At 61.4% G+C, this 23,977-nt stretch carries 22 protein-coding genes; 16 read left to right on the top strand and 6 right to left on the bottom strand.

Annotated features, from left to right (window positions below):
• Window positions 1-24: 24 nt before the first annotated feature.
• The gene (locus A9404_RS12165) at window positions 25-1,275 is read right to left on the bottom strand and encodes a beta-ketoacyl-[acyl-carrier-protein] synthase family protein (RefSeq protein ID WP_066102066.1); all 1,251 of its coding nucleotides are present in this window, start codon (window positions 1,273-1,275) and stop codon (window positions 25-27) included.
• A gap of 2 nt (window positions 1,276-1,277) precedes the next feature.
• Window positions 1,278-1,526, bottom strand: coding sequence for an acyl carrier protein (locus A9404_RS12160; protein ID WP_066102063.1), 249 nt, complete (start codon window positions 1,524-1,526; stop codon window positions 1,278-1,280).
• Window positions 1,527-1,835: 309 nt separating this feature from the next.
• Between A9404_RS12160 and A9404_RS12155 the strand changes: the two genes are divergently transcribed.
• Genes A9404_RS12155 through A9404_RS12125 form a run of 7 tightly spaced genes read left to right on the top strand, consistent with a single transcriptional unit; the run spans window position 1,836 to window position 9,276 of the window.
• The gene (locus A9404_RS12155) at window positions 1,836-3,284 is read left to right on the top strand and encodes a cytochrome ubiquinol oxidase subunit I (RefSeq protein WP_066102061.1); all 1,449 of its coding nucleotides are present in this window, start codon (window positions 1,836-1,838) and stop codon (window positions 3,282-3,284) included.
• Between the two features lie 26 nt (window positions 3,285-3,310).
• The gene (cydB, locus tag A9404_RS12150) at window positions 3,311-4,354 is read left to right on the top strand and encodes a cytochrome d ubiquinol oxidase subunit II (protein WP_066102058.1); all 1,044 of its coding nucleotides are present in this window, start codon (window positions 3,311-3,313) and stop codon (window positions 4,352-4,354) included.
• A gap of 2 nt (window positions 4,355-4,356) precedes the next feature.
• Entirely contained in the window at window positions 4,357-4,578 is a 222-nt protein-coding gene (locus tag A9404_RS12145; RefSeq protein WP_066102055.1) for a hypothetical protein, read from the top strand.
• Between the two features lie 25 nt (window positions 4,579-4,603).
• Window positions 4,604-6,532 (top strand): thiol reductant ABC exporter subunit CydD, encoded by a 1,929-nt coding sequence (cydD, locus tag A9404_RS12140; protein WP_066102052.1) that lies wholly within the window; start codon window positions 4,604-4,606, stop codon window positions 6,530-6,532.
• Entirely contained in the window at window positions 6,529-8,211 is a 1,683-nt protein-coding gene (gene cydC / locus A9404_RS12135; protein WP_066102050.1) for a thiol reductant ABC exporter subunit CydC, read from the top strand. The genes cydD and cydC overlap by 4 nt, the downstream gene beginning before the upstream one ends.
• A complete protein-coding gene (locus A9404_RS12130) occupies window positions 8,208-8,441 on the top strand; it encodes a hypothetical protein (RefSeq protein WP_066102048.1) in 234 nt (77 codons plus the stop codon). The genes cydC and A9404_RS12130 overlap by 4 nt, the downstream gene beginning before the upstream one ends.
• A 43-nt stretch (window positions 8,442-8,484) precedes the next feature.
• Window positions 8,485-9,276 carry a lipoprotein intramolecular transacylase Lit gene (locus A9404_RS12125; protein ID WP_066102045.1) on the top strand — a complete coding sequence of 264 codons (792 nt, stop codon included), beginning with the start codon at window positions 8,485-8,487 and terminating at the stop codon, window positions 9,274-9,276.
• A gap of 2 nt (window positions 9,277-9,278) precedes the next feature.
• On the opposite strand, the gene A9404_RS12120 is transcribed toward A9404_RS12125, so the two are convergent.
• Window positions 9,279-10,178, bottom strand: coding sequence for a LysR family transcriptional regulator (locus A9404_RS12120; protein ID WP_066102043.1), 900 nt, complete (start codon window positions 10,176-10,178; stop codon window positions 9,279-9,281).
• A gap of 109 nt (window positions 10,179-10,287) precedes the next feature.
• On the opposite strand from A9404_RS12120, the gene A9404_RS12115 reads away from it, so the two are divergent.
• The 5 genes from A9404_RS12115 to A9404_RS13740 all read left to right on the top strand — a co-directional run bounded on the left by A9404_RS12115 (window position 10,288) and on the right by A9404_RS13740 (window position 18,144).
• Window positions 10,288-11,124, top strand: coding sequence for a pirin family protein (locus A9404_RS12115; RefSeq protein WP_066102040.1), 837 nt, complete (start codon window positions 10,288-10,290; stop codon window positions 11,122-11,124).
• A gap of 67 nt (window positions 11,125-11,191) precedes the next feature.
• Window positions 11,192-11,833 carry a nitroreductase family protein gene (locus A9404_RS12110; protein ID WP_066102036.1) on the top strand — a complete coding sequence of 214 codons (642 nt, stop codon included), beginning with the start codon at window positions 11,192-11,194 and terminating at the stop codon, window positions 11,831-11,833.
• A 396-nt stretch (window positions 11,834-12,229) separates the two neighbouring features.
• Entirely contained in the window at window positions 12,230-12,721 is a 492-nt protein-coding gene (locus A9404_RS12105; RefSeq protein WP_156521322.1) for a hypothetical protein, read from the top strand.
• Window positions 12,722-12,809: 88 nt separating this feature from the next.
• A complete protein-coding gene (locus tag A9404_RS12100) occupies window positions 12,810-17,759 on the top strand; it encodes an RHS repeat-associated core domain-containing protein (RefSeq protein WP_082922959.1) in 4,950 nt (1,649 codons plus the stop codon).
• Between the two features lie 7 nt (window positions 17,760-17,766).
• On the top strand, window positions 17,767-18,144 hold the full coding sequence (locus A9404_RS13740) for a DUF6869 domain-containing protein (protein ID WP_197490353.1): 378 nt from the start codon (window positions 17,767-17,769) through the stop codon (window positions 18,142-18,144).
• Here the strand turns inward: A9404_RS13740 and A9404_RS13655 are convergent.
• Window positions 18,056-18,703: a hypothetical protein gene (locus A9404_RS13655; RefSeq protein WP_231880915.1), complete on the bottom strand. Its 648-nt coding sequence runs from the start codon at window positions 18,701-18,703 to the stop codon at window positions 18,056-18,058. The two genes, A9404_RS13740 and A9404_RS13655, sit on opposite strands and share 89 nt — an antisense overlap.
• Here A9404_RS13655 and A9404_RS13735 point away from each other — a divergent pair.
• A complete protein-coding gene (locus A9404_RS13735) occupies window positions 18,617-19,120 on the top strand; it encodes an RHS repeat-associated core domain-containing protein (protein ID WP_407645339.1) in 504 nt (167 codons plus the stop codon). The two genes, A9404_RS13655 and A9404_RS13735, sit on opposite strands and share 87 nt — an antisense overlap.
• Window positions 19,114-19,464, top strand: a complete 351-nt coding sequence (locus A9404_RS13730; RefSeq protein ID WP_407645308.1) for a DUF6984 family protein — start codon at window positions 19,114-19,116, stop codon at window positions 19,462-19,464. The genes A9404_RS13735 and A9404_RS13730 overlap by 7 nt, the downstream gene beginning before the upstream one ends.
• 298 nt (window positions 19,465-19,762) lie before the next feature.
• On the opposite strand, the gene A9404_RS13650 is transcribed toward A9404_RS13730, so the two are convergent.
• On the bottom strand, window positions 19,763-20,071 hold the full coding sequence (locus A9404_RS13650) for a hypothetical protein (RefSeq protein WP_066102025.1): 309 nt from the start codon (window positions 20,069-20,071) through the stop codon (window positions 19,763-19,765).
• A gap of 156 nt (window positions 20,072-20,227) precedes the next feature.
• Between A9404_RS13650 and A9404_RS12085 the strand changes: the two genes are divergently transcribed.
• The gene (locus tag A9404_RS12085) at window positions 20,228-22,276 is read left to right on the top strand and encodes a BCCT family transporter (RefSeq protein WP_066102022.1); all 2,049 of its coding nucleotides are present in this window, start codon (window positions 20,228-20,230) and stop codon (window positions 22,274-22,276) included.
• Window positions 22,277-22,283: 7 nt separating this feature from the next.
• Window positions 22,284-22,991 (top strand): DNA/RNA nuclease SfsA, encoded by a 708-nt coding sequence (gene sfsA, locus A9404_RS12080; protein ID WP_066102019.1) that lies wholly within the window; start codon window positions 22,284-22,286, stop codon window positions 22,989-22,991.
• An 86-nt stretch (window positions 22,992-23,077) separates the two neighbouring features.
• Here the strand turns inward: sfsA and A9404_RS12075 are convergent, their stop codons facing one another.
• A complete protein-coding gene (locus tag A9404_RS12075; protein WP_066102015.1) occupies window positions 23,078-23,863 on the bottom strand; it encodes a DUF4395 family protein in 786 nt (261 codons plus the stop codon).
• Between the last annotated feature and the right edge of the window lie 114 nt (window positions 23,864-23,977).

Genomic DNA, 23,977 nt, shown 5'->3' with positions numbered 1-23,977 from the left:
ATTCGATTGAAAAATTGTAGGGCATTAAAAATGATTCGCCCGCCGGAAGGCAAGCACCGCATTACTGCCGCCAAAGGCAAAGGAATTGCTCAGGGCAGCCTCGACCCCGGACCCGCGCAGCGCCTCGCCCGTGACGTGCCGCAGCCCGGTACACTGCGGATCGATCTCGTCAAGGTTGGCCGTCGGTGGAATGGCATCCTGTTGCAGGGCCAGTACGGTAATAAGCGCCTCGATGGCCCCCGTCGCACCCATGGCATGCCCGTGCATGGACTTGGAGGCACTGATGGCCACAGCCGCAGCCCGCGCCCCGAAAACCGACTTCAGAGCGGCGATTTCGGTCGGGTCCCCTTCGCGGGTCGCCGTACCATGCGCATTCACATAACCCACGGCGTCCAACGGAATTTCGGCCTGGTCCAGGGCCTGCCGGATCGCCTGCACCTGGCCTTCCCGAGCGGGGCGGACCAGATGCTGGTGATCGCAGCTGGCGCCGTAACCGGCCAGTTCGGCGAGGATGGGGGCGCCCCGCGCCATGGCATGGTCCCAGTCTTCCAGTACCAGCGCCGCCGCCCCTTCGGCCAGCACCAGCCCGGCACGGCGGGCGTGAAACGGTCGACTGGCCTCGGCCGCGGTCGTGGCGTCCCCGGGCGCCAGGATCCGCATGGCGTCCCAGGCCCGAACCACCGAATAGGCCAGCGTGGCATCGGATCCGCCGGTGACCATGATCTTGGCCTGACCGTTGCGGATGCGCGTGAAGGCTTCGCCGATCGCCGCCGATGCGGAAGCACAGGCCACGGTGTAGCTCAGACAGGAATTGCCCAGCCCCAACTGGATGGCGATCTGGGAGGAAGCGGCATTGTTCATGCCCAGTACGACGGAACTGGGCGAAACCCGTGCCTGTCCATTGAGCCACAGGTCCCGGTAGCCCCGCTCATAGACCTGGACGCCGCCCAGCGCGGAACCCCAGGCCACGCCCGCCATCCAGGGGTCGAACGCGCCTTCGGCATCCAGACCCGCCTGCTTCCAGGCTTCCAGGGCCGAAGCCATGCCCATCTGGGCGAACCGATCCATCGTACCGGCCAGCGGCTTGCCGAGGCGGGCCACCGCATCAAATTCGGCACAGCGAACGACTGGCAGGGCCAGCGGCTTCGGCACATCCTGGGTTTCGTACCAGCGCACGGCCGATTCGCCGCGCAGCATGCGCTGGAAAAAATCGTGGGTGTCGCCCCCGAAGGGGCTCACCATGCCAAGGCCGGTCACGGCCACGCGACGCGGCATGTTCAAGCGACGCCGTCGCCGTGTTCCGGCATGAAGCGTTCGACGAGGTCGATCAGGTCCTGCACCGTCTTGGGGGTGACGGCATCGTTGGGTATCTGCACATCCCATTGCGCCTCGAACTCGAAGATCAACTCCAGCAACGAAAACGAATCGATTTGCAGATCCGCCAGCAAGCGGTCGGGCTGGACGAGCGCTGGATCGACATCCGTTCGCTCCTGCAGGAAATTTCGAATCAATTCGATGGGTGTCATGAAATCAGTCAACGGGTGGCGTGGCGCACGGCACGAACGAGACGCTCGGGCGGGAGCGTGGCCGGGCAAATAAATAGGTATAGCCACACGATCTTAAAGGGGCCGACAACGAACGGCAAACAAAACCCGTCGTGGCACGGCAAGACCAATGTCCCGGCAAATCGGCAAGCCGTGCCGCAATTCCCCGACGATCCGAAAACCGGGTGCTACCATTGAAAGGAATGCCGCAAGATTTGTGAACCGGGCCAAGGCAGCCCGTGACCCAACCGCACAGCCTGCGGCCGGGTTCGAATCCCTGGAGCGCGCCCCATGACCGATCCGACGTTGATGGTGGACCTGGCCCGTCTCGATTTCGCCTGGATCACCACCATGCACATCCTCTACCCACCGCTGACCATCGGACTGGCGGTGTTTCTGTTCTTCGCCGAACTACGCTGGCTCAACACGCGGGACGAGGGCTGGTATCGGCTGACCCGGTTTTTCGAGCGGCTGTTCGTCATCAATTTCGGCGCGGGGGTGGCCACCGGCGTGACCATGGAAATGGCCTTCGGCATCCTGTTCGGCCCGTTCTCGCAAGCCGCCGGCCCCTTCTTCGGCAACATCCTCGGTTACGAAACCATTACCGCCTTCATGTACGAGGCAGGCTTCATCGGCCTGATGATCTTCGGCTGGGGGAAGATCGGCCCGAAGATGCACCTGTTCGCCACCTTCAACGTCGCCTTTTCCTCGATCCTCTCCGCGTTCTGGATCATGGTGGCCAATTCCTGGATGCAGACGCCGACCGGCGTCCACCTCGAGCGAGGCCTGTTCCTCGTCGACGACTGGACGGCCGCCATCTTCAACCCGAACTTCCTGACTGCCTTCCCGCACATGCTCGTCGCCTCGCTCGAGATCGGCCTGTTCTTCGTGGCGGGCGTATCGGCCTGGATGGTGTACCGCAATCGGCAGGGCCCCCTCTTCCTGCGCACGCTGACGGCATCGCTCATGGCTCTGGTGATTGTCGCGCCATTGCAGATCGCCATCGGCGACAGTCTGGGGCGCAGCGTCGCCCGGCACGACCCCGCCGCCCTGGCCGCCATGGAAGGGCACTGGCACACCTACCGTGCCGACGGCAGCCCGAACACCAACTGGAACGTCGTGGCCTGGCCGGACCCGGACCAAGGCACCAATGCCTTCGAAATCGGCATTCCCCATGTTTTGAGCCTGCTGGAGGACCACCGCTGGACCAGCGTCGTACCCGGGCTCGACCGGTTCGCCCCGGAAGATCGCCCGCCGGTCGTGATCCCGTTCTATTCGTTCCGCATCATGGTCGCCACCGGATTCGCTCTGTTCTTCATCGCGCTCTGGGCACTCGTCCTGAAATGGCGGGGTCGATTCTCTGTGGCAGCATTGCAGCAACGGCCCTGGTTTTTGCGCTTGGTGATACTCAGTGCCCTCCTCCCGTTCATCGCGGTCTGGACAGGGTGGTGGACCCGGGAAGTGGCACGCCAACCCTGGCTCATCCATGGCCTGATGCGGACCAGCGAGGGCGTGAGCCAGATGAGCATCCCGGCGGAAATCCTCTGGTTCATCGGTTTCTTCCTGTTCGATCTGATCGTCTGGCTGGGGACCTGGTACTTCTTCGGCAAGGTCGTGCGTCACGGCCCGGAGGAAGGGGAAGCGCCCCGCAACGACGCGCCGGGCATGCCTCTGGGCACGCTTCCGAAGCCGGAAAGCGATGCGGAAACGTCACCGACATTCATACGGCCGACCGCCTGACTCACCCGGAAAACGCGAGGTTCGCCATGTCGCACATCATGGAACTCACCCAGCCCTACCAGTGGTTCACCGTGATCTGGTGGCTTCTGATCGGTCTGTTCGTGGTGCTCTACATCATTCTCGATGGCGCCGATCTCGGCTCCGGGATCTTTTCCCTGTTTCACCCCGACAGCAAGGAGCGCGGTGCGATCATGGCCTCGATGGCCGGGACCTGGGATGCCAACGAGACCTGGCTCGTGGTGGCTGGCGGCGCCATCTTCGGCACCTTTCCGCTGGCCTACGGCTCGCTGTTCCATTATCTGATGATTCCGTTGATGGTCGTGCTCTGGGGCATCATCCTGCGCGCCGTCTCCCTGGAATTCCATCACCATGCGCACCGCAGCCGGCGGATCTGGGACTGGGGTTTCGGCATCGGCAGTCTCGTCACCAGCTTTGCCGCCGGCGTCTGCCTGGGTGCGTTCCTGCAAGGGTTTCCGATCAGCGGCTCGCCCGTGCCGACCTTCAACGGGGGCGTGCTGGATTTCCTGACGCCATTCAGTCTCTGGACGGGGTTCACCGCCGTCATCGCCGCAGCCCTCGCCGGGGGCGTTTATCTGCGTGCCCGCTTCGAACGGGATTCGACCATCTACGCCCAGGCCATGATCTGGACCGATCGGATGTTCTATCTCGCCCTGGCTGCCATTCTGGGCACGGTGCTCTGGTCGTTCCTGGCCTTCCCCTGGGCCCGTGCCCGCTGGATCGGTCCGGAATGGTGGGTCTTCATCCTGGCGGGGGCCCTCGTGCTGTTCGCGACCTGGTCGATGCGCCGCGCCTCCCATCACCAACAGGACATCCGCGCCATGCTCTGGCTCGGCGTGATCGTGTTCATCAATTTCGGCACGATGATGGCAACCCTCTACCCCTGGTTCGTACCAGGCACGCTCACCATTTTCGATGCCGCAAACCCCTCGAATTCACTGGCAGCGTTCAGCTACTCGATGCTCGGCTTCATTCCCGTCATGCTGGCCTACAACTTTTATCAGGCCTGGATATTCCGGGCACGACTACAAAGTCTGGCGGCCTACGAGTAGCGATGCACGATTCGCTCACATTAGCCGCCCTGTGGCGCTTGCGGGCGCTTTCGCTGTTAACCCTGGGACCGGGGCTCGGATTGCTGCTGGTCGACCGGATCTTCGGCCTGCCCGTCGCATTGCGCTGGCAGGCTGCCGGCGTGGGTCTGCTGATGGCCGGACTGTTTCTTTATCTCGTCACGAAGGAACGGGACGCCATCCGCCACGAGACGCAAAACCGATGATCCGCTTGCCCTGCACGCTCGTCTGATGCGCCCCGCCCCCGCACCGTCAAAAGCGCAAACCCGCCGCCTCGACCGCTGGCTACGCAGCGAGGCACGCAACGTCCGCCAGCCCCTGCGGGCGGCGGTCGCGCTCGACGGCCTGAACGGTTTTCTGCTGATCGCCCAGTGCTGGCTGCTGGCGCTGACCCTGAACGCCACGGCCCTGGAACATGCCCTGGATCATGCCCAGGCACATTCCCTGGAAAAGCATTCGCTGGAAGACGTCTGGGGCTATATCGCCGCGATTGCGTGCCTGTTCGTCCTGCGGGCGATCCTGAACTATCTGGCCCAACGCCTGGCTTTCGAGGCGGGCGCCCGACTGCGCACCGGGCTGCGCGCCCGTCTGTTCGCCCGAATCGAGGAACTCGGCCCCGCCTGGAGCCGCAACCAGCGCAGCGGGGATATCGCCACGCGGCTCGTGGACGGTGTGGAGGCTCTGGACGGCTACATTGCCGGATACCTGCCGCAGGTGCGCCGTGCGCTGCTCATTCCGGCGGCGATCCTCGTGTTCGTCTTTCCCGCCGACTGGGTTTCGGGCCTGATACTGGCCATCACCGCACCGCTGATCCCCCTGTTCATGATCCTCATCGGCGGCGAGACCGAAAGGCTCAACCAGCGGCAATGGCGCAGCCTGGCGCGTATGGGCGCGCATTTTTTCGATCTGATCGAAGGACTGACCACCCTCAAGCTGTTCAACGCGGCCCGGCGCGAAGCCCGGCTGGTCGGGCGCATCGCCGAGGACTATCGTCAGGAAACGATGGGCGTGCTGCGCGTGGCCTTTCTCTCCTCGATGGTGCTGGAGTTCCTGGCCGCCATCAGCATCGCGATGGTCGCGGTATATGTCGGCTTCCGGCTGATGTACGGCGAGATCCATTTCCAGAACGGCATTTTCGTTCTGCTGCTTGCCCCGGAGTTCTACCTGCCGCTGCGCAGTCTGGGCAACCAGTTCCACGCCCGCATGGATGCGCTGGGGGCCGTCGAACCGATCATCGAACTGTTGAACGCCCCGTCACCGACCGATCGACAAACGGACCACCGGGGCACTGTCCCTTGCCATGCCCAAGATGCCAACCCGAATGCAGGCCTGCGCGAAGGCTCTGATGAAGACCGGAACGAAGAAAACCCGGATGACCACCCGGAAGCAGATCCCGACAAAGCACCGGGCGATATCGTCTTCGATGGGGTCGATTTCGCCTACCCCGGCGGTCAACCGCTGTTCCACCATCTCGACCTGACGCTACCGGCCGGCTGCGTCACTGCCCTGGTCGGCCCCAGCGGCGCCGGGAAAAGCACGCTGACCCAGTTGCTGATGGGCTTTTTGCCACCGACGGCTGGCCGGATCCGGATCGGCGGGAAGGACCTTGCCCACATCGATCCGGAGGCTTGGCGGCGCCACATCGCCTGGGTGCCGCAAAGCCCCACCCTCTTCCTCGGTACGCTGGCGGAAAACATCGCGCTCGACCGGGATGCGGCAGCCGCGCCGATCGACGACCGGACCCGAAGCGCACTATGGCAGGCCGCCGAACGTGCTCAGGCACTGGCCTTCATCGAGCGGCTGCCCAAGGGCTTCGATACCCGGGTGGGCGAGCGCGGCCAGGGGCTTTCCGGCGGGGAAATCCAGCGTATCGCCCTCGCCCGGGCGTTCTACAAGGATGCGCCGATCGTGGTGCTGGACGAACCCACGGCCAGCCTCGATCCCGAAAGCGAACGCCTGGTCAGCGCGGCCATCGCCCGCCTGGCCGAAAAACGGACCGTGCTCGTCATTGCCCATCGCCTATCCACCCTCGCGTCCTGCGACCGGATTCTCTACCTTAATGACGGACGCATCCTCGAACAGGGCAGCCATGCCGATCTGATCGCACACGATGGCGCCTACGCGGACCTCTACCATCGCTATCGTCAGGCGACCTCATGACGCGCGCCACGAAACATCGGGAACTGCGCTGGCTCATCGGTCTGACCCGTCCCTACCGGGGCTGGATGCTCGCCGGCGTGCTGCTCGCCACGCTGGTCATCCTCGCCAATGTCGCCCTGCTCGCCCTGTCCGGCTGGTTCATCGCCGCCATGGCCCTGGCCGGTCTGGGCGGCGGCGCCATCAACTACTTCACCCCGGCCGCCGCCATTCGCGGGCTGGCCATCGCCCGCACCGCCGGCCGCTATCTGGAACGGCTCGTCACCCACGAAGCCACGTTCCGCCTGCTGGCCGGGCTGCGCCAATGGTTCTTCGAGCACCTCGAACCCCTGGTACCGGCGCGTTTGCAGGATCGATCCGGCGGCGACCTGCTGAGTCGCATCCGTGCGGACATCGACAGCCTGGAAGGCGCCTATCTGCGCCTGTTCGGCCCGGTCGTCACGGCCGTCTTGACGACGTTTTTGATGGGTCTTTTCCTGCTGTTCTGGAGCCCCGGCATCGCCGCTGTGGATCTGGCCGGCCTGCTACTGGCCGGGATCGTCGTGCCGATGATCGTGCTGCGGACAGGACTCGATGCCGGTCGGGCGCTTGTCGAAGCCCGCGCGACCCTGCGTCAGCGCACGGCCGAAACCCTGCGCGGACTGGCCGAACTCAACCTGTTCGGCAACCCGCAACATCGTCTCGACCGGCTACGCCGGGACAACGCCGAACTGATCGAACCCCAGCGCCGGCAGAACCGGCTCGATGCCGGGGGCAACGCCCTGAACGGCCTGATCGCCCAGTTCACGTGGCTTGGCATGCTGGTGCTCGCGATCGATCTCGTCCGGAATGCGCACATCACCGGCCCGGAACTCGTCATGCTCGCCCTGTTCGGCATGGCCAGCTTCGAAGCCGTCGCCATGCTGCCGCCGGCTTGGCGCGCCTGGGGAGAAACGCGTCAGGCGGCGCGGCGAATTCTGGATCTCGTGGATGCCGAGCCGGCGGTACCGGACCCCGACGTGCAGGAACCACCACCGACTCGATTCGACCTCGACTTCGACCGGATCACGCTGCGTTATCCGGGGCGGGCCGAACCGGCACTGGATGCGGTCAGCCTCGTCGTGCCGCAAGGCGGCATCGTCGCCCTGCGCGGTGCCAGCGGCTCCGGCAAGACCAGCCTGCTGAACGCCCTGCTCCGCTTCTGGCCGCTGACCGACGGCGACATCCGGATCGGCGGCCGATCGATCCGGACCCTGAGCGGCGATGGCGTTCGCGGGCTCTGCGCCGTGGTCAGCCAGCATACCCATCTCTTCAACACGACGATCGCCACCAATCTGCGGCTGGCCCGGCCCGAGGCGACCGAGGCGGAGCTCCGTGCCGTCCTGGCGGCCGTGGGCCTGGACGACGCCATCGCCGCCTGGCCGCAGGGGCTCGACACGGAGGTCGGAGAAGCCGCCACCCGTTTGTCCGGCGGCCAGGCACGGCGCATCGCCATTGCCCGCGCGCTGCTGAAAGACGCGCCCGTCGTCCTGCTCGACGAACCGACCGAAGGATTGGATGCCGCCAGCGAGCGCGTCGTCGTCGAAGCCCTCCGGCGCTTGATCGCAGGGCGAACAGCCCTCATGATTAGTCATCGGCCACAATTACTTTCCCTGGCTAATCAAATCGTCCATCTGGATCAAGGCAGGATCGTTCACCCATGAAGTTTCCAACGCTCCCCGGGCACCCGGCTGCCCACCCGCACAAGCTGGCGCTGCCGATGGGTGCCGCACTGCTGGCGTGTCTTTCCCCGCTGCTTTCCGGATGCGCCGTGGTGTCGACCACCGCCAGCGTGGCCGGAACGGCCGTTTCCACGACCGTGGGCGTCGCCAGTACCGCTGTCGGCGTCGGCGTTTCCGCCACCAAGGGCGCAGTGGATCTGGCCACCCCTTGATCCGAACGTCCGTCCTTCGTTACAGCGTATGGGAGAACGCTGCATGTCGTCCCGTAGTTCATTGATTGACTGGCCCGGCGGCCTGCGCGTGGTTCTCCATCTGATCCTGCTCTGGCCAGCCGCCATCTGGCTGGCCTGGACAGCACTCGTTCAGGTCAATTTCCTGTATCCGCTGGACTATCACCTGCTCGACATCCCGGCGACCATCGCCAAATATGCGCCGCAGAACCGGCACGGCAAGCAGAATTTCGTCCAGACCGACGAAGCCGAGCGCATCCGCCTGTTCGCAGCCATCACCCGGGATATCCAGCAAGGCGGCCAGGGACTGGCCACCATCCACTATCGCGATCCACAGGGGCACGACCTCGGTGTCTTCCTCACTCCGGCCGAGGTCACCCATCTCACGGACGTCGCCGCCCTCGTCAAGCAGGGAAATCGGTTCGGCTTTCTCGCCCTGCTCGGCTGGCTGCTGGTGGTGGCCGTGAGCCTCTGGCGCAAAATCCCCCTCCCCGGACTTCGCGGCCTGTCCATCGGCAATGGGCTGCTGATCACGGGTACCGCCCTCGCGGTCGCATTGATCGGCCCCATGCAGGTGTTCAACGCCTTCCATCGCAGCGTCTTTCCCCCCGATCACACCTGGTTTTTCTACTATCAGGATTCCCTGATGACCACCTTCATGCAGGCCCCCACGCTCTTCGGCCTGATCGTGCTCTGGTGGCTCCTGCTGACCGCCATCATCCTGATTCTGCTCTGGGCATTGGCCCGGGGACTGAGCCGGCTGATCCGGCATCCCCATGCCTTCACGCTGACCGGCATCGACACGAAACCCTCCTGAGCTCAGTCGGCGACCTGCGTCGCATCCATCGCCAACCCCGACCGCAACGCTTCGACGAAGGCAGCTCCGACGATCCCCGCCACAAAATCCGGCCGCACCACGAGATGCAGTGGTGCCCGCTCGCTGCGCGCACACCCCAGGGGCAGTGGCGCGATCCCGGGACGCGCGGCAATCAGACTGTCCGGCAGCCAGGCAAATCCCCAACCCGCCTCGATCAGGCCAATCGCCGTATGCAGATGATCGACCGTGAAGCGCTGCTCCGCCGCAAGCCAGCTGCCATTGGTCATCCGACCCGGCGCCGAATCCCGGATCACGATCTGGCGATGTGCGCGCAACTGGGCCTCGCTGATGGTTTCGCCGGTTTCGCGCGCCGATCGCTGCAAGGGGTGGTCGACCGCCGCACAGGCGACGAGATGAATCTCGCCGACGGTTTCTCGGGAGAAGCCCATCACGGTCTGAGTGCCCAGATACAAACCGACCTCGCCGGCCTGCAGACGGGCCGGACCGCCACCGAGCACGGTTTCGTACATTTCCAGCCGCGTATGGGGGAAGGTGCAGGCAAGATGGGCCAGGGCAGGCGCGATGGCGCTCAGGGGAATGATCTGGTCGATCGCCACGGACAACACAGGTTCGATACCCCGGGCGAACTGCGTCACCACCTGATGTACGCTATCCAGATCGCGCAGGACGGGACGGATGCGATCGGTCAGCAATCGGCCCACTTCCGTCAGAACCAGACGGCGCCCCGAGTAGTCCACCAGGGAGAGGCCCGTTTGCGCCTCCAGCTGCTTGATGGCATGGCTCAAGGTTGACGGGGTGCGGTGGAATTCCTTCGCCGCCGCCTGAAGCCCGCCCAACTCGATGACGCCGATCAGCCAGCGCCAGGCACGCAGATCATCCATACCCACCCCATTCGCTTTCAAAAAATCGAAATTTATATGCAATTAATTTCGATTTTATCAGAAGACTTGATCATCTAAGCTGACGTAAAACATTCACCGGGAGCACCAGATGAACACGATCACCACCCGCACCGCACAACCCACCCAAGACGGCGCCGGCGTCAAGATCCGCCGGATCAACGATGCCAACGGCCAACTCGACCCCTTCCTGATGGTCGATGAGCTGAAATCGAACGTGAAGGACGACTATATCGGCGGCTTTCCGCCCCATCCCCATCGGGGCTTCGAAACCCTGACCTATCTGCTGCACGGCGGTCTGCGCCACCGCGACTCCGAAGGGCATCAGGGCGGCGTCGGCAGCGGCGGCGCCCAGTGGATGCGGGCCGGGCGCGGCGTCGTCCATTCGGAAATGCCGACGACCGACAGCAATGGCCTGCACGGCTTCCAGGTCTGGATCAACCTGCCCGCCCGACTGAAGATGAGCGACCCGACCTACCGCGATCTGCAGGGCGAGGACATTCCCGAAATGTCCTTCGCCGGCGGATCTGCGCGCCTGATCGCCGACCAGTGGGTCTTCAACGGCGAAACCGGCCAGGGCGCCCTCGACACCCTGGGCGATGGCGCGGGCATGGCCGACCTGCGTATTGACGCCGGTGCAACGGTTCAGGTCGTGCTGCCCGCCGGTTATCGCCTGCAGGCCTACATCTATGAGGGGCAGGTTCGCACAGCGGACGGTCAATCCCATGGCGACGGCACGCTGGTGCTCCTGCCGCAGACGGGCGACACCGTGGCACTCGACGCGGTCGAGGCAGCCGGCCTGCTCCTGCTGGCCGGTCGGCCGCTGGGCGAACCCATTGCCTACGGCGGTCCGTTCGTGATGAACACGCCCGCCGAGATCCAGCAGGCCATCCGGGATTATCAATCCGGCCGGATGGGCACTCTCTGAGCCCTGAAACACCCGAATCGTTTTCCGAATCCGTATCAGCCCGAAACCGACTTAGCAAGGAGTCACCATGGACGCCCATACCGCCATACATCAACGCTATTCCGCCAACGTCTACGACCCCGACCGTCCGGTCAGCTCGGAAATTCTCGATCAACTGATCGATGCGGCCCGTCAGGCGCCCAGCGCCTACAACATGCAGCAATCCCGCTTCGTCGCCGTCCAGGACCTGGAAGCGCGGCGGGTGCTGCGTTCCATTGCCTACGATCAGGCCAAGGTGGAAATGGCGCCGGTTGTGATCGTCGTGCTCGGCGATCTCCAGTCCCACCTCACCTTCCCCGAAATCACCCGGGCCGACCAGGCTGCCGGCATCTACGACCAAGGGCTGGCCGACTATTTCGTCCAGGCGGTCCAAGGCACCTATTCCGACCCGCGCCGTGCCCATGACGAAGCGATCCGCTCGGGCTCGCTGGCCGCCATGAACCTCATGACGGAAGCCACGGCACTGGGTTTGGCCACCAGCCCGATGATCGGTTTCGATCCAATCAAGTTCAAGGAGACCTTCGCCATCGCCGAGCATTATCTGCCGGTGTTCATGATCGCCGTCGGCTACCCGGCGGCGGGCAACTGGCCGAAAAAAACCCGCCGCAGCCTCGACGAACTCCTGGTTCGGGATGCGCGGCCGCACCAGAAGAACGCCTTCTCCCAATAAGGCAATGCACGGGCGGACTCACCCGCCGCCCATCCGATCCGGCAGTGGATTGATGCACAAATCCCCATGCACCCACGGTGCAGTGCAGCGTAAATGCTCCGGACTATGTGACCTATTTATTAATTAGCAACACTTTAAATTTCATGGACTATTGACGAACATTCCAGCTCCCGGATAGAGTGCTCCTGCGCAGGATTGCAAGGGACGTTGCACATGCCTTTTCCCCGGATGGAAATCTTCTCTCGCCCTCAGACGATGACAGCAGCAGCCCTTTTATGGATTGCCCTTTTCATCGCCCCATCGGCTTTAGCCCTGCCTTTCGATTGCCCGCATAACCACTGTGGCCTCCTGACGAAGCAATCGCCGCCCGATATCCTGGTCGGCCAGGTCGAGGCCGTGGCCACATCCAAACAGACGCTTCAAGTCTTTCATTGGGCCCGTGATCATCATTTCTGGCACAACGTCCCGGCCGATGCGCAGGGCTATCCCGCGTTCGTCACGCTGCTGTCGTTATCCATCCCCGTAACGAAGGATGGTCATACCAATCGACATTCCGTCACGGTGGCCATGACCCGTGAAGAATACGAGTCTGGCCCGATCTTGCCCGGCGCGGTGATCCGGTATGCCCCTCACGCGTTCTACGGCAACAATGCGGCGTACCGTAATGCCCGAACCCAGCACGATCCGCTGAAGGAGTCCTATTGGTGGACCTTGGGTTGCATTGCCCAGTTATGTGCGCCGAACGATAGCCAATGCCTCGCGCGTTACAGTCCCGGGCGCTTCGATTGGCATAGCGGCGCACAGCTGGACTTGATGTCCGGGACGCCCACGCCCAATGGCATCGTGATCGATACCCTGACCCTGTTACCCAAACCCCGGCCTCGATAACCGGGGTTTTTTAATGTCCGGACCGGCCTAAACGCATCGATAACCCTGATTCGCGCTCGGTAATGAGCCCAACTCGGAGAACCATTGCATGTATCGCTTGACTGTTCGCCTGATAGCCACGCTATTGCTCGTTAGTTCCGGTGTTAATGCTTCTGCCGCCCCATCCGCCGATTCGGCGCAATCGACCATGACGATGCACCGCTTCGGGGTATTCGAGACCCCGCTGATCCCGATTGGCGGCAGCCCGGCGTCCCAGGAAAATCGCGAACTGCGATCCGCAATCGAGGCCTATCGCACGTCCGGCGACGCGGAGCAGCTTGCACCCATCGACCATTTTCTTCAGTCGCATCCGCAATCGCCCTGGCGCACTGCACTGCTGGTCAACGAAGGCTTGGCCTACGCGCATGCCGGCATGTTCTCGAACGCCATCGACAAGCTTCAGACCGTCTGGAATACGCGTGCCAACCTGACGCTTCGGACCGAAGCTCAGCAAGCGCTGATACAGAAGGTCTACGGCAAACTGCTCTGGTTGCACACCGTGCTCGGCCATGCCGAGGCGGTAAAAACGCTTTTGTCAGAAGGTAAAGGCATGGTGCTGACCGGCGCGGCCCAGGCACAGAAAACTCAGGCCGAGGAAGGTCTGTGGCGGATGGAGCACGAACCTGCCCACGCCCGGATCTGCGGCCTGGTAGCCCTTGAGCAACTCATGAAGAAACAGGGCGACGTACAAGGCATCGCCCGAATCGCACACGATAAGGCCGGTCCGAAAGGCATTGATCTCTCCCAGTTGGAGGCCTTGTCGGATGATGCGGGGCTCAATGCCCGCGTAATTTTCCGTCATCGCGCGGCGCCGATTCCCGTGCCGTCCGTGGTGCACTGGAAAGTCGGGCACTACGCCACGATCGTCGGCGAGTCCGGCGGCCGTTACCACATCAAGGATGCGGCGATTGGTCGCGACTACTGGATGACCCAGGCAGCGATCCGTTCCGAATCCAGCGGTTATTTTCTGGTACCCGATTCCACCCTCGCGAAGGGCAAACAGTCATGGCGCACCGTCGCGACCGCCGAAGCGGAACGGGTCTATGGGGCGGGCATCACACCGGGCAATAACCCGAACGATACCTCCAGCGGTGACCCAGGCGTCGGTGGCGGTTCACCGCCGCCCTCTTGTGGCGGTGGCGGTGGCGGCGGCTCCCCCCTGGGCATGCCGCAGTACACGGTCAAGGCCATGCTCGTCAGTCTGAGCGTGCAGGATACCCCCCTCGCCTACACGCCGCCCAAGGGACCGGCGGTTCCGGTGAGCATTATCTACAGCCAGCGCGAAGCCAATCAGCCCGCCAACTTCACCTTTGGCAACCTCGGGCAGAAATGGGTATCCAACTGGATCTCCTACGTTCAGGACGATCCCAATGCGCCGGGCAGCAATGTCACCATCGCCCTGCGTGGTGGCGGCACACGCACCTATGGCGGCTATAACGCCTCCACGGGCGCCTTCGCGCCGGAAGAGCGCACCGGCGCCCATCTGGTCCAGGTTTCCAGTAACCCGGCGACCTATGAACGGCGTATGCCCGACGGCAGCAAGGACGTGTATGGCGCCTCCGACGGCAGCGCGTATTTCCCGCGCCGGGTGTTCCTGACCCAGGTCGTCGATCCCTCCGGCAATGCGGTCACGCTGAACTACGACAGCCAGATGCGCCTGACCACGCTGACCGATGCACTGGGCCAGAAAACCACCTTCCAATATGGCGATAGCCAGTACCCGTTACAGATGACCGGCGTCACCGGCCCCTTCGGCCGCACCGTCGCGATCAGTTACGACGATCAGGGCCGCCTGATCGGCATTACCGACGCCATCGGCATGCACAGCAGCTTCACTTACGACAGCGGCACGTTCATGACGGCCATGACGACACCCTATGGCACCACACAGTTCGACGGCGGGCAGAACGGTACCACGCGCTGGTTGGACATCACCGATCCCCAGGGCCAGAAAGAGCGCGTCGAGTTCCGGCACAACGCACCGGGCATCCCATTCAGCGACAGTCCCGTCCCGCAGGGTATTAACACGTTCAACGCGTACATCAACTCCCGGGACACCTTTTATTGGGATAAAACCGCCATGCAACGGGCCCCCGGTGACTACACCCAGGCGCAGATTTTCCATTGGTTGCACAAGGTCGATGCGCCCTATTACGGCTATACCTCGGGCGCCCTGGAAAGCATTAAAGAACCGCTGGAACACCGCATCTGGTTCAACTACCCCAACCAAAGTTGGGCCGGCGGCAATGGTGGCCTGGACAAACCCTCTGCCATCGCGCGAGTCCTGGCGGACGGCAGCACGCAGCTACAACGTTTCAGCTACAACACCTACGGCCGGACGACGCAATCTATCGACCCCGTTGGGCGGACACTGAACTACACCTACGCAGCCGATGGCATCGACCTCATCCAGGTCGCCCGCAAGACAGCCAGCGGTGAAGACATCCTTGCCCGCCTGACGTACAACGGTCAGCACGAACCGCTGACCTATACCGACGCGGCGGGGCAAACCACCACCTATACCTACAACGGGGCCGGCCAGCGAACCTCGATGACCGACCCCGTGGGTGACACCACCACGTATGCCTATGACCCCAACGGGTATCTGGTTAGCGTAACCAACGCCAATGGCAAAATCGCCGATCGGTATACCTACGACGGGTACGGGCGCCTTGCCAGCAGCACCGATTCCGAAGGACATACTCTGCGCTACAGCTACGATGCGCTTAATCGTGAAACGGCCGTCACCTATCCCGACGGTACGAGCCGAACCATCACCTGGAACAACCTCGATCCGGTGGCCACCACCGACCGCGAAGGCCGCACCACCCAGTACGCCTATGACAGCGTCCGGGATTTGATCAGCAAGACCGACCCCATGGGACAAGTCACCCGGTACGGCTACTTTGCCAACGGCAACCTGCAAAGCCTGACCGACCCCAACGGCAATACCACCCGTTGGGATCGGGACATCGAAGGCCGCGTGACCGACCGCACCTACGCCGACGGCAGTCAGGTGCACTATGCCTACGACATCACCGGGCACCTGATCAACCGGACTGATGCCCTCGGTCAGAGCACGAACTACAGCTATGCCCACGACAACCGCCTGGCTGGGATCAGCTACACCAATGCTATCCACGCCACCGCACCGGTGCAGTTCGGCTACGACAGCTACTACCCGCGCCTCACCAGCCGGGTCGACGCCCAAGGCACCACCACCTACGCGTATTACCCCGCCGGTGTACTCGGCGCAGGGCAGCTCGAAAGCGAACAAGGCCAAAACGCCCACGACCTGATCCAGTACACCTACAACGCCCTGGGCCTGCAGGCCAGCCGCACGGTCGATGGCGCCACCGAAACCTACGGCTACGACGACCTGGGTCGTCTGATCGGCGACAGCAATCCGCTGGGTGCCTTCACCTTCGGCTACCTCGGCGAAACCGACCAACCCGTCCAGCAAACCATTCAATACGATGGCAAGCTGGTCCCGTATCAGGTGCGCTACGAATATGAGAACAATCTAGGCGATCGCCGACTCAAGGCGATTCTCAATGACGTACTGCATCGTGGCCGGCCAAAGCCGGTGGCGGATTTCTGGCTCCAGACCAGCCCCGATGGCCTGATCCAGAGTCGCCGGGAAATGGTTGGTGGGCTTGGCGATATTCAGCGCCTGTCGGCGGCTGAACGTTTCGGTCGCCACTGGGGTTTGCCGGATTGGATGTTCGGCGACCATCACGACCAGAAGCAGTCGCATGATCGCAATGACGACAACGAGGAGGATGACCATGCGCACCATGAGCACGATCTGGCCTTCAAGCCCGGCGCGATTGTCAATCATTACCGTTACGACAATGCCCTGCGACTGACCCAAGTCAAAGGACGTAACCCAGCGCGCTATACCTACGACGCGGCGGGTAATATCACTGGCATTGCCACTGGCCGTACAGTCAGCACGGCCTTTACCGTCAACGCACTCAATCAGATCCAGACCGACGGTAAGACCGACTACCAGTACGATGCCAACGGCAATCTGCTCAGCGACGGCACCCACAGCTACCAGTGGGATGCCGCCGACCGATTGATCGAGATCACCAACAAGCAGACTGGGCACACCAGCCAGTTTGCTTACGATGGGCTCAATCGACGAGCCAGCGATACGGAAACCGATCGGGGCGGAAGCCCAGTGACCACTAAATTCTTGTGGTGCGGTGAGCGCATTTGCGAGAAACGCGACAGCAGCGATACGGTACAAGCCCGCTACTACAACGAAGGTGAACTGCACGGCGATCAGCCGCTGTACTACGTCCAAGACGAGGTGGGCAGCGTAGTTGCTTTGGTGAATAACGAGGGCCAAGTTGTTGGACGACTCAGCTACGACAGCTACGGCAAGATTATCCAGCACCAAGGCACCCTGCCGGATTATCAATACGCCGGTCTGTATGCACAAACCGAGTCAGGGCTGTATCTCGCTACCTATCGAGCTTACGATCCTGATACCTCAAGGTGGTTATCGCGGGATCCGATACGTGAGATTGGCGGGATTAACCTCTACACCTATGTTGGGAATGATCCGGTTGGTTACATTGACGAGCTTGGTTTGTGCAAAGATGATGTTTGCAAAAAAATAGAGGATAAGATCAACAAGGTTCGAAATGAACTAGCAAAAAGAGCAGACGAGTTGCATCGTAACCCGCTTGACCTACCGCCGTCAGGCCCAATGTCTATTGCCGGACATCAGCAGCAGTTCAGAAACAAGCAAACACAACTTCGTAACCTGTTGAATGACTATGACTCGCAAGGATGTAATGGTGGGCTGCCAGCTGATGCATGGTCACTTGCTTCAATGCCCACACCTTCATCAGACGCAAATAACCAGAATTTCATGCAACATATGCGTGAAATTACAGGACTTACTGGAGAGGCCCTGGTTACTTACATCATCATTTCGGAAGGCTCACGAGTCTTTCTTCCTCGAAATTTCGTTCCTTTACCGTAATTTAACTATGCTAGATATAGACAAAACAAAACTTGTAACAGCTTGGATTTCTCTTCATCATGCGCAAGAAAAATCTCCGGAGTACATTGATAACTTTTGGGCTTTTACGGCTTTATCAGATTTGTGCGACACAAATCCAGATCTATGCTGGGATTTGATTGAGGAGATCAGGAGAACCGACGGCTCAGAAATTATTCTTGCGAATCTTGCCGCAGGCCCTTTGGAAGATCTTTTATCTCAGCATGGGCCAAGATTCATAGAGACAATTGAAAAGCAAGCAAAAAATGATTTACAGTTTAAAAAAATGTTAGGTGCGATGTGGCAGAACAATATTGCAGACGAAGTCTGGAAAAGAGTGATGAGTATAGCTGATTCCTCCTTTTAGCCGACAGAATCAAAAGGGTCAGAGTCATTGATTTATGGTTTTGCTGAATCTGCTGATTTCCAAATATGGCTACCAGTCGATGCATATAACCAAGTAAGCCATTGACGGAACAGCCGTCACCGTCAACGCTCTCAATCAAACCAAGACCGACGGTAAGACCGACTACCAGTACGATGCCAATGGCAATCTGCTCAGCGACGGCTCCCACACCTACCAGTGGGATGCCGCCGACCGACTGATCGAGATCACCGACAAGCAGACCGGGCACACCAGCCAGTTCACCTACGATGGGTTCAATCGACGCCTCAGCGATACGGAAACCGGTCAGGGTGGCACCCCGGTCACCACGAAGTTCCTGTGGTGCGGCGAACGCCTCTGCGAGAAGCGCGACAGCAGCGATACGGTGCAGGCCCGCTACTACAACGAAGGCGAACTGCAAGGAAGCCAGCCGCTGTACTACGCTCAGGATCAGGTGGGCAGCGTAGTTGCTCTGGTGAATAACCAGGGCCAAGTTGTTGGACGACTCGGCTACGACAGCTACGGCAAGGTTATTCAACACCAAGGCACCCTGCCTGATTATCAATACGCGGGGCTGTACGCACACACCGAGTCAGGGCTGTATCTGGCGACTTATCGAGCTTATAACCCTGAGACGGCTCGGTGGTTGTCGCGCGATCCAATTCGCGAACTTGGGGGAATCAATCTCTACAGTTACTCTTTGGGAAACCCTCTTACGCAAAGTGACCCTTATGGATTGGCTGTTACATTTGGGCATGGCGCAAGACACCTTGCTGGCACTGGGCTTAGTTCAACTGCGGTTGAAAGCGCAATAACAGGGGCAATTCTTCCTATAATGCCATACACGACTCCCGGCTGCGGTTTTTGGGGGGTCATTAATATTAATGGAATTTCAATTCAGTACCGTGCCATGCCGCTTGGTGGCGGTGTACATGTTGGAACATATTTCCCATGGTGAATACAGAATTTAGACAAACATCTGATCAAGAAGAAACCTTGATAAGAGAACTTCTGGCCAATGATTTTGTTGGACGGAGAGAGGTTGAGATGCAGCTGCGAAACTGTAATGTAAGAGCCATTGATTCCTATGGGAGCCTAGAGTTGAAGCCGAGCGTTACGCATTCCGCGTCTGTGACACACAGAGTGCCCACCGAGATATGGGGTGAGGATGAAGATGGAATTCTAGTGCATGTGCTACTTCATGTGATAGATGGGATGTGCAAAGAAATAGAAATATATAAAGACTCCCCCTCGTCAATAGTTAAAATGCCAAAGGAATGGACGCATTTTTCACCTGGTTAATTCCGTGCAAAATAGATCCGGGATTTGAATGTGTCATGCTTGTGGATCAATGGGGTCGGATTCATTTATTTGGAGGACAAGGCTGTCCACCGTGCCAGTGGATACAGGGAGTTACTAACTTCATAAAAAGTTAATCGATCAATAATTGAAATCCCAGTCTGTACTGCTTCTATCAGGTCCAGTATCTGGATGGGTGGGCTACGGAATTGATCACTGCCGACATTCACGGCCAAAACGGCGATTCAATGCAGCTCGTAGTCTGTAACGTAGATCTCGGAGTTGTATCTTGATTTCCGTTTCACCTGGAATCAAAAGTATGAATCAAAAGGGTCAGAGTCATTGATTTATGGTTTTGCAGAATCTGCTGATTTCCAAATATGGCTACCAGTCGATGCATATAACCAAGTAAGCCATTGACGGAACAGCCGTCACCGTCAACGCTCTCAATCAAACCAAGACCGACGGTAAGACCGACTACCAGTACGATGCCAATGGCAATCTGCTCAGCGACGGCTCCCACACCTACCAGTGGGATGCCGCCGACCGATTGATCGAGATCACCGACAAGCAGACCGGGCACACCAGCCAGTTCACCTACGATGGGCATACGGCTCCGCACTAAGAAAAGGCCCGACTGTGCGGGCGTGGCGGTTTCACCCCCGCCCGGATCGGGTTAGGATGGCAGGCGCTTTCGCCCACCGTGTAGCGGCAGGTCGTGCCTTTCCGCGCGGCAGACCCGGCACAACACCTGGAATCCCGAACGATGCAAGCCCCTATTCCAAATCACAAATCCAGCACGTTGCTGCTGCCCGTTTTCATCCCCGCCGTCATCGTCATCGCCCTGCTGGTGATCGGTACCGTCGCCAACCCCGAACAGGCCGGCAAGGCCTTCTCCGCGACCCTGGCCTTCATCACCGACGATTTCGGCTGGTTCTACATGCTGGCCGTCGCCCTGTTCCTGATCTTCATCGTTGCGGTGGCGCTCTCGCCCTGGGGGCGGATCAAGCTCGGGCCGGACCATGCGGAACCGGAGTACAGCTTCCCGGCCTGGTTCGCGATGCTGTTTTCCGCCGGCTACGGCATCGCCCTGCTGTTCTTCGGCGTGGCTGAACCGGTGTTGCACTATGCCGCGCCGCCCAATGGCACCCCGGAAACAATCGAGGCGGCACGGCTCTCCATGCAGATCACGTTCTTTCACTGGGGTTTCCACATCTGGGCCATCTACGGACTCACCGGTCTGGTGCTGGCCTATTTCGGCTTCCGCCACGGCCTGCCGCTGTCGATGCGCTCGGCGCTGTACCCGCTGATCGGCGAACGCATCCACGGCCCCATCGGTCATACCGTCGACGTGTTCGCCATTCTCGGCACGATGTTCGGCATCGCCACCACGCTGGGGCTCTCCGTCGCCCAGCTGAATGCGGGCCTGCATTATCTCTGGCCGGGCATTCCCGTCGATATCACGGTGCAGATCGTCGCCATTGCCCTGATCACCGCCCTGGCGACGCTCTCGGTGGTGGCGGGCATGGATGCCGGCATCAAGCGACTCTCGCAGATCAACATGCTCCTGGCCATCGCGCTCGTGCTCTTCGTGTTTGCCGTGGGACCGACGCTGTTCATCCTCAAGGCCTTCGTGCAGAACACCGGCAGCTACCTCAGCAACATCGTCGAACGCACCTTCAACCTGCAGGCCTATTCCGACGGCGACTGGATCGACAACTGGACGCTGTTCATCTTCGGCTGGACGATCGCCTGGGCGCCCTTCGTCGGCCTGTTCATTGCCAAGATCAGCCGGGGCCGTACCATCCGGCAATTCGTGTTCGGCGTGATGTTCGTGCCGACCTTCTTCACCTTCTTCTGGTTCTCCGTGTTTGGCGATACGGCCCTGCACGCCATCATGGTCGACGGTTATACGCACCTGATCGATCAGGTCCAGGCCAACAAGGCCATCGCCCTGTTCAAGCTCTTCGAGCACCTGCCGCTGACCAGTCTCACCGCCTTCCTGACCATCGTGCTGATCGTGACCTTCTTCGTGACCTCGGCGGACTCCGGCGCGCTCGTCATCGATTCCCTGGCCTCGGGCGGGCTGGCGAAAACCCCGGTCTGGCAACGCATCTTCTGGGCGACCCTGCAAGGCGCCGTCGCCGCCGTGCTGCTGCTGGCCGGTGGCCTGGGCGCGCTGCAGACCGCCTCGATCACCTCCGCCCTGCCTTTCGCCGTCATCATGCTGATCGCCGCCGTGGGCATGTGGCGTGCGCTCGAGATCGAAACCCATCGGGAAGTCAGCCTCCAGCATCACATGAATGCCGGTCGTCATGGACGACTCTACGAGACGGACCACTGGCAGAAACGGATCGGCAACCTCCTGGACTTCCCCACCCGCGACGCCGTATCCGACTTCATCCAGGAAACGGCCTATCCCGCGATCGATGCCGTCAGCCAGGAGTTGCACCGCCGGGGCTGGCCGGTGACGGCCCGGTTCGACGACACGCGCTGCCGCGCCGGTCTGTCCGTCGTCCATCCCGGCGGCATGGCCTTCGAGTACGAAGTGCGGCTACGCGGGTTCGCCAAACCCTCGTTCGCCTTCCCGGAAATGGATCGCAGCCTCGACGGCGACGAGCAGTACTTCCGCGCCGAGGTTCACCTGCGCCGGGGCGGCCGCGCCTACGACGTGTTCGGCTACGACCGGGACCAGCTCATCAGCGACATCCTCGACCAGTTCGAGAAGTACATGCACTTCCTGCACACCTCGCCCGGCATCCTGCCCTGGAAGATGAACGACGAGGACGAGCCGGGCCCGTCGTCCCGGCCGTGACCGGGTCATGACCTTCGACCGGCCACTGCTGACAGGCACCCTGCTGCGCCGCTACCAGCGCTTTCTGGCCGATGTGGCGCTTCCGGACGGCCGGATCGTCACCGCCCACTCGTCCAACACCGGTGCCATGACCGGCTGCAGCACGCCGGGGTCGACCGTCTGGCTGAGCGAATCGGAGAACCCGCGCCGCAAATATTCCCTGACCTGGGAACTCGTGGAAGCCGAGCCCGGCGTGCGGGTCGGCATCAATACCCTGCGCGCCAACCGTCTGGTGCGCGAGGGTATCGAGACAGGCATCGTCACGGAACTGGGGGGCTATGGGTCGATCCGCAGCGAAGTGCGCTACGGCAGCGAGCGCTCCCGAATCGACCTGTTGCTGACGGATGGCCAACGCCCCGACTGCTGGGTCGAGGTGAAGAGCGTCACCCTCGTCGAAAAGGGCCTCGCCCGCTTCCCGGATGCCGTGAGCGCCCGCGGCACCAAGCACCTGCGGGAATTGGCACAGATGGCGGCACAGGGTCAGCGGGCGGTGATCCTCTTCTGCGTGCAGCGCGAAGACGCCCGGGAAGTCCGTCCGGCGGACGACATCGACCCAGCCTATGGCGCAGCGTTACGAACGGCGCTCGACGCCGGCGTCGAGGCCCTGGCCTACCGTGCGACCGTCGGAGTGAACGAAATCCGGCTGGAGACGCGGCTGCCGGTCCATTGCCCCTGAGCGCTATCGCGCTCGTCTTACCGGCAGGAAGCCCGACCGTCCCGGCTCATGCCAGGGCGTCGGGGGAAGGGAACGGCCAACCTCGATCAGGCGTGGTCAGACTTGGATGAGTTTGACTCGGGCGTTTTACGGGCTTCCTGCTGAAACGCGGACTCGGCATCTTTCCGAGCCTTGCGCCGGGCGATCTCGTCCCAGTCGATGTTGTTGCAGGCCAGGCATTCCTCCTTGTGCACGCCCAGCTTCACCAGCAACCAGTGGATCTTGCAGCCGACACAGAAGCCGATGATGGCTTCAAGCCACATGAAGGCGATACAGACGAACACCAGCAGCGGAATCCAGTACGCCATGAACTGACTGGTATCCGGCAACACGGCATGGCCCAGAATCCTGTTGACCCAATCCGCGAAGGTATCCGGATTGAAGAAGATCAGACACAGGACGATCATGAACGACCCGAGCAGCCAGGCGTAACGCTTGGGCGTCAGGGGCTTCCACACGGCATGGTGGTTCCGCGCCAGAAAGCTGGAAAGCAGGATGGTGGGCGACAGGCGCGACGACCAGACGAACATTCCGGACAACATCTCGAACAGGGCATAGAGCAGAACGTAGGTCTGGATCGTGTAGTCCCAGGTCCGCCGGATCACGTTCGCGGTATAGATGATGTGGCCGTCCCAGTCCGTATCCAGCGTGTCGTGCAGGCTGTTGCCGTCGACGATCCAGTGCCCGCCGAAAATGGCGGACCAGAGGGTCAGCCCCATGTACAACGGAATCGCCAGCAGCATGCCGGCCCGGATGCGCACGGCGGTTTCATTGATGAACACGGGTTTCCCGGACGGATCCTGAAACCACAGGTTTTTGATGGTCTGCCACATTTGGACTGCTCCTGAACCTGATCGTGAACGCCGTGCCGATCACGCGTGCCTGACACGCGGCCAGGCGCAATGCGGAATCGATCGGGGTTCTTCTAATAATTGCGTCTTTTACTC

Origin of the sequence: Halothiobacillus diazotrophicus, assembly GCF_001663815.1 — a bacterium.
GTDB classification, from domain to species: domain Bacteria; phylum Pseudomonadota; class Gammaproteobacteria; order Halothiobacillales; family Halothiobacillaceae; genus Halothiobacillus; species Halothiobacillus diazotrophicus.
This window is presented reverse-complemented; position numbering and strand designations above follow the sequence as displayed.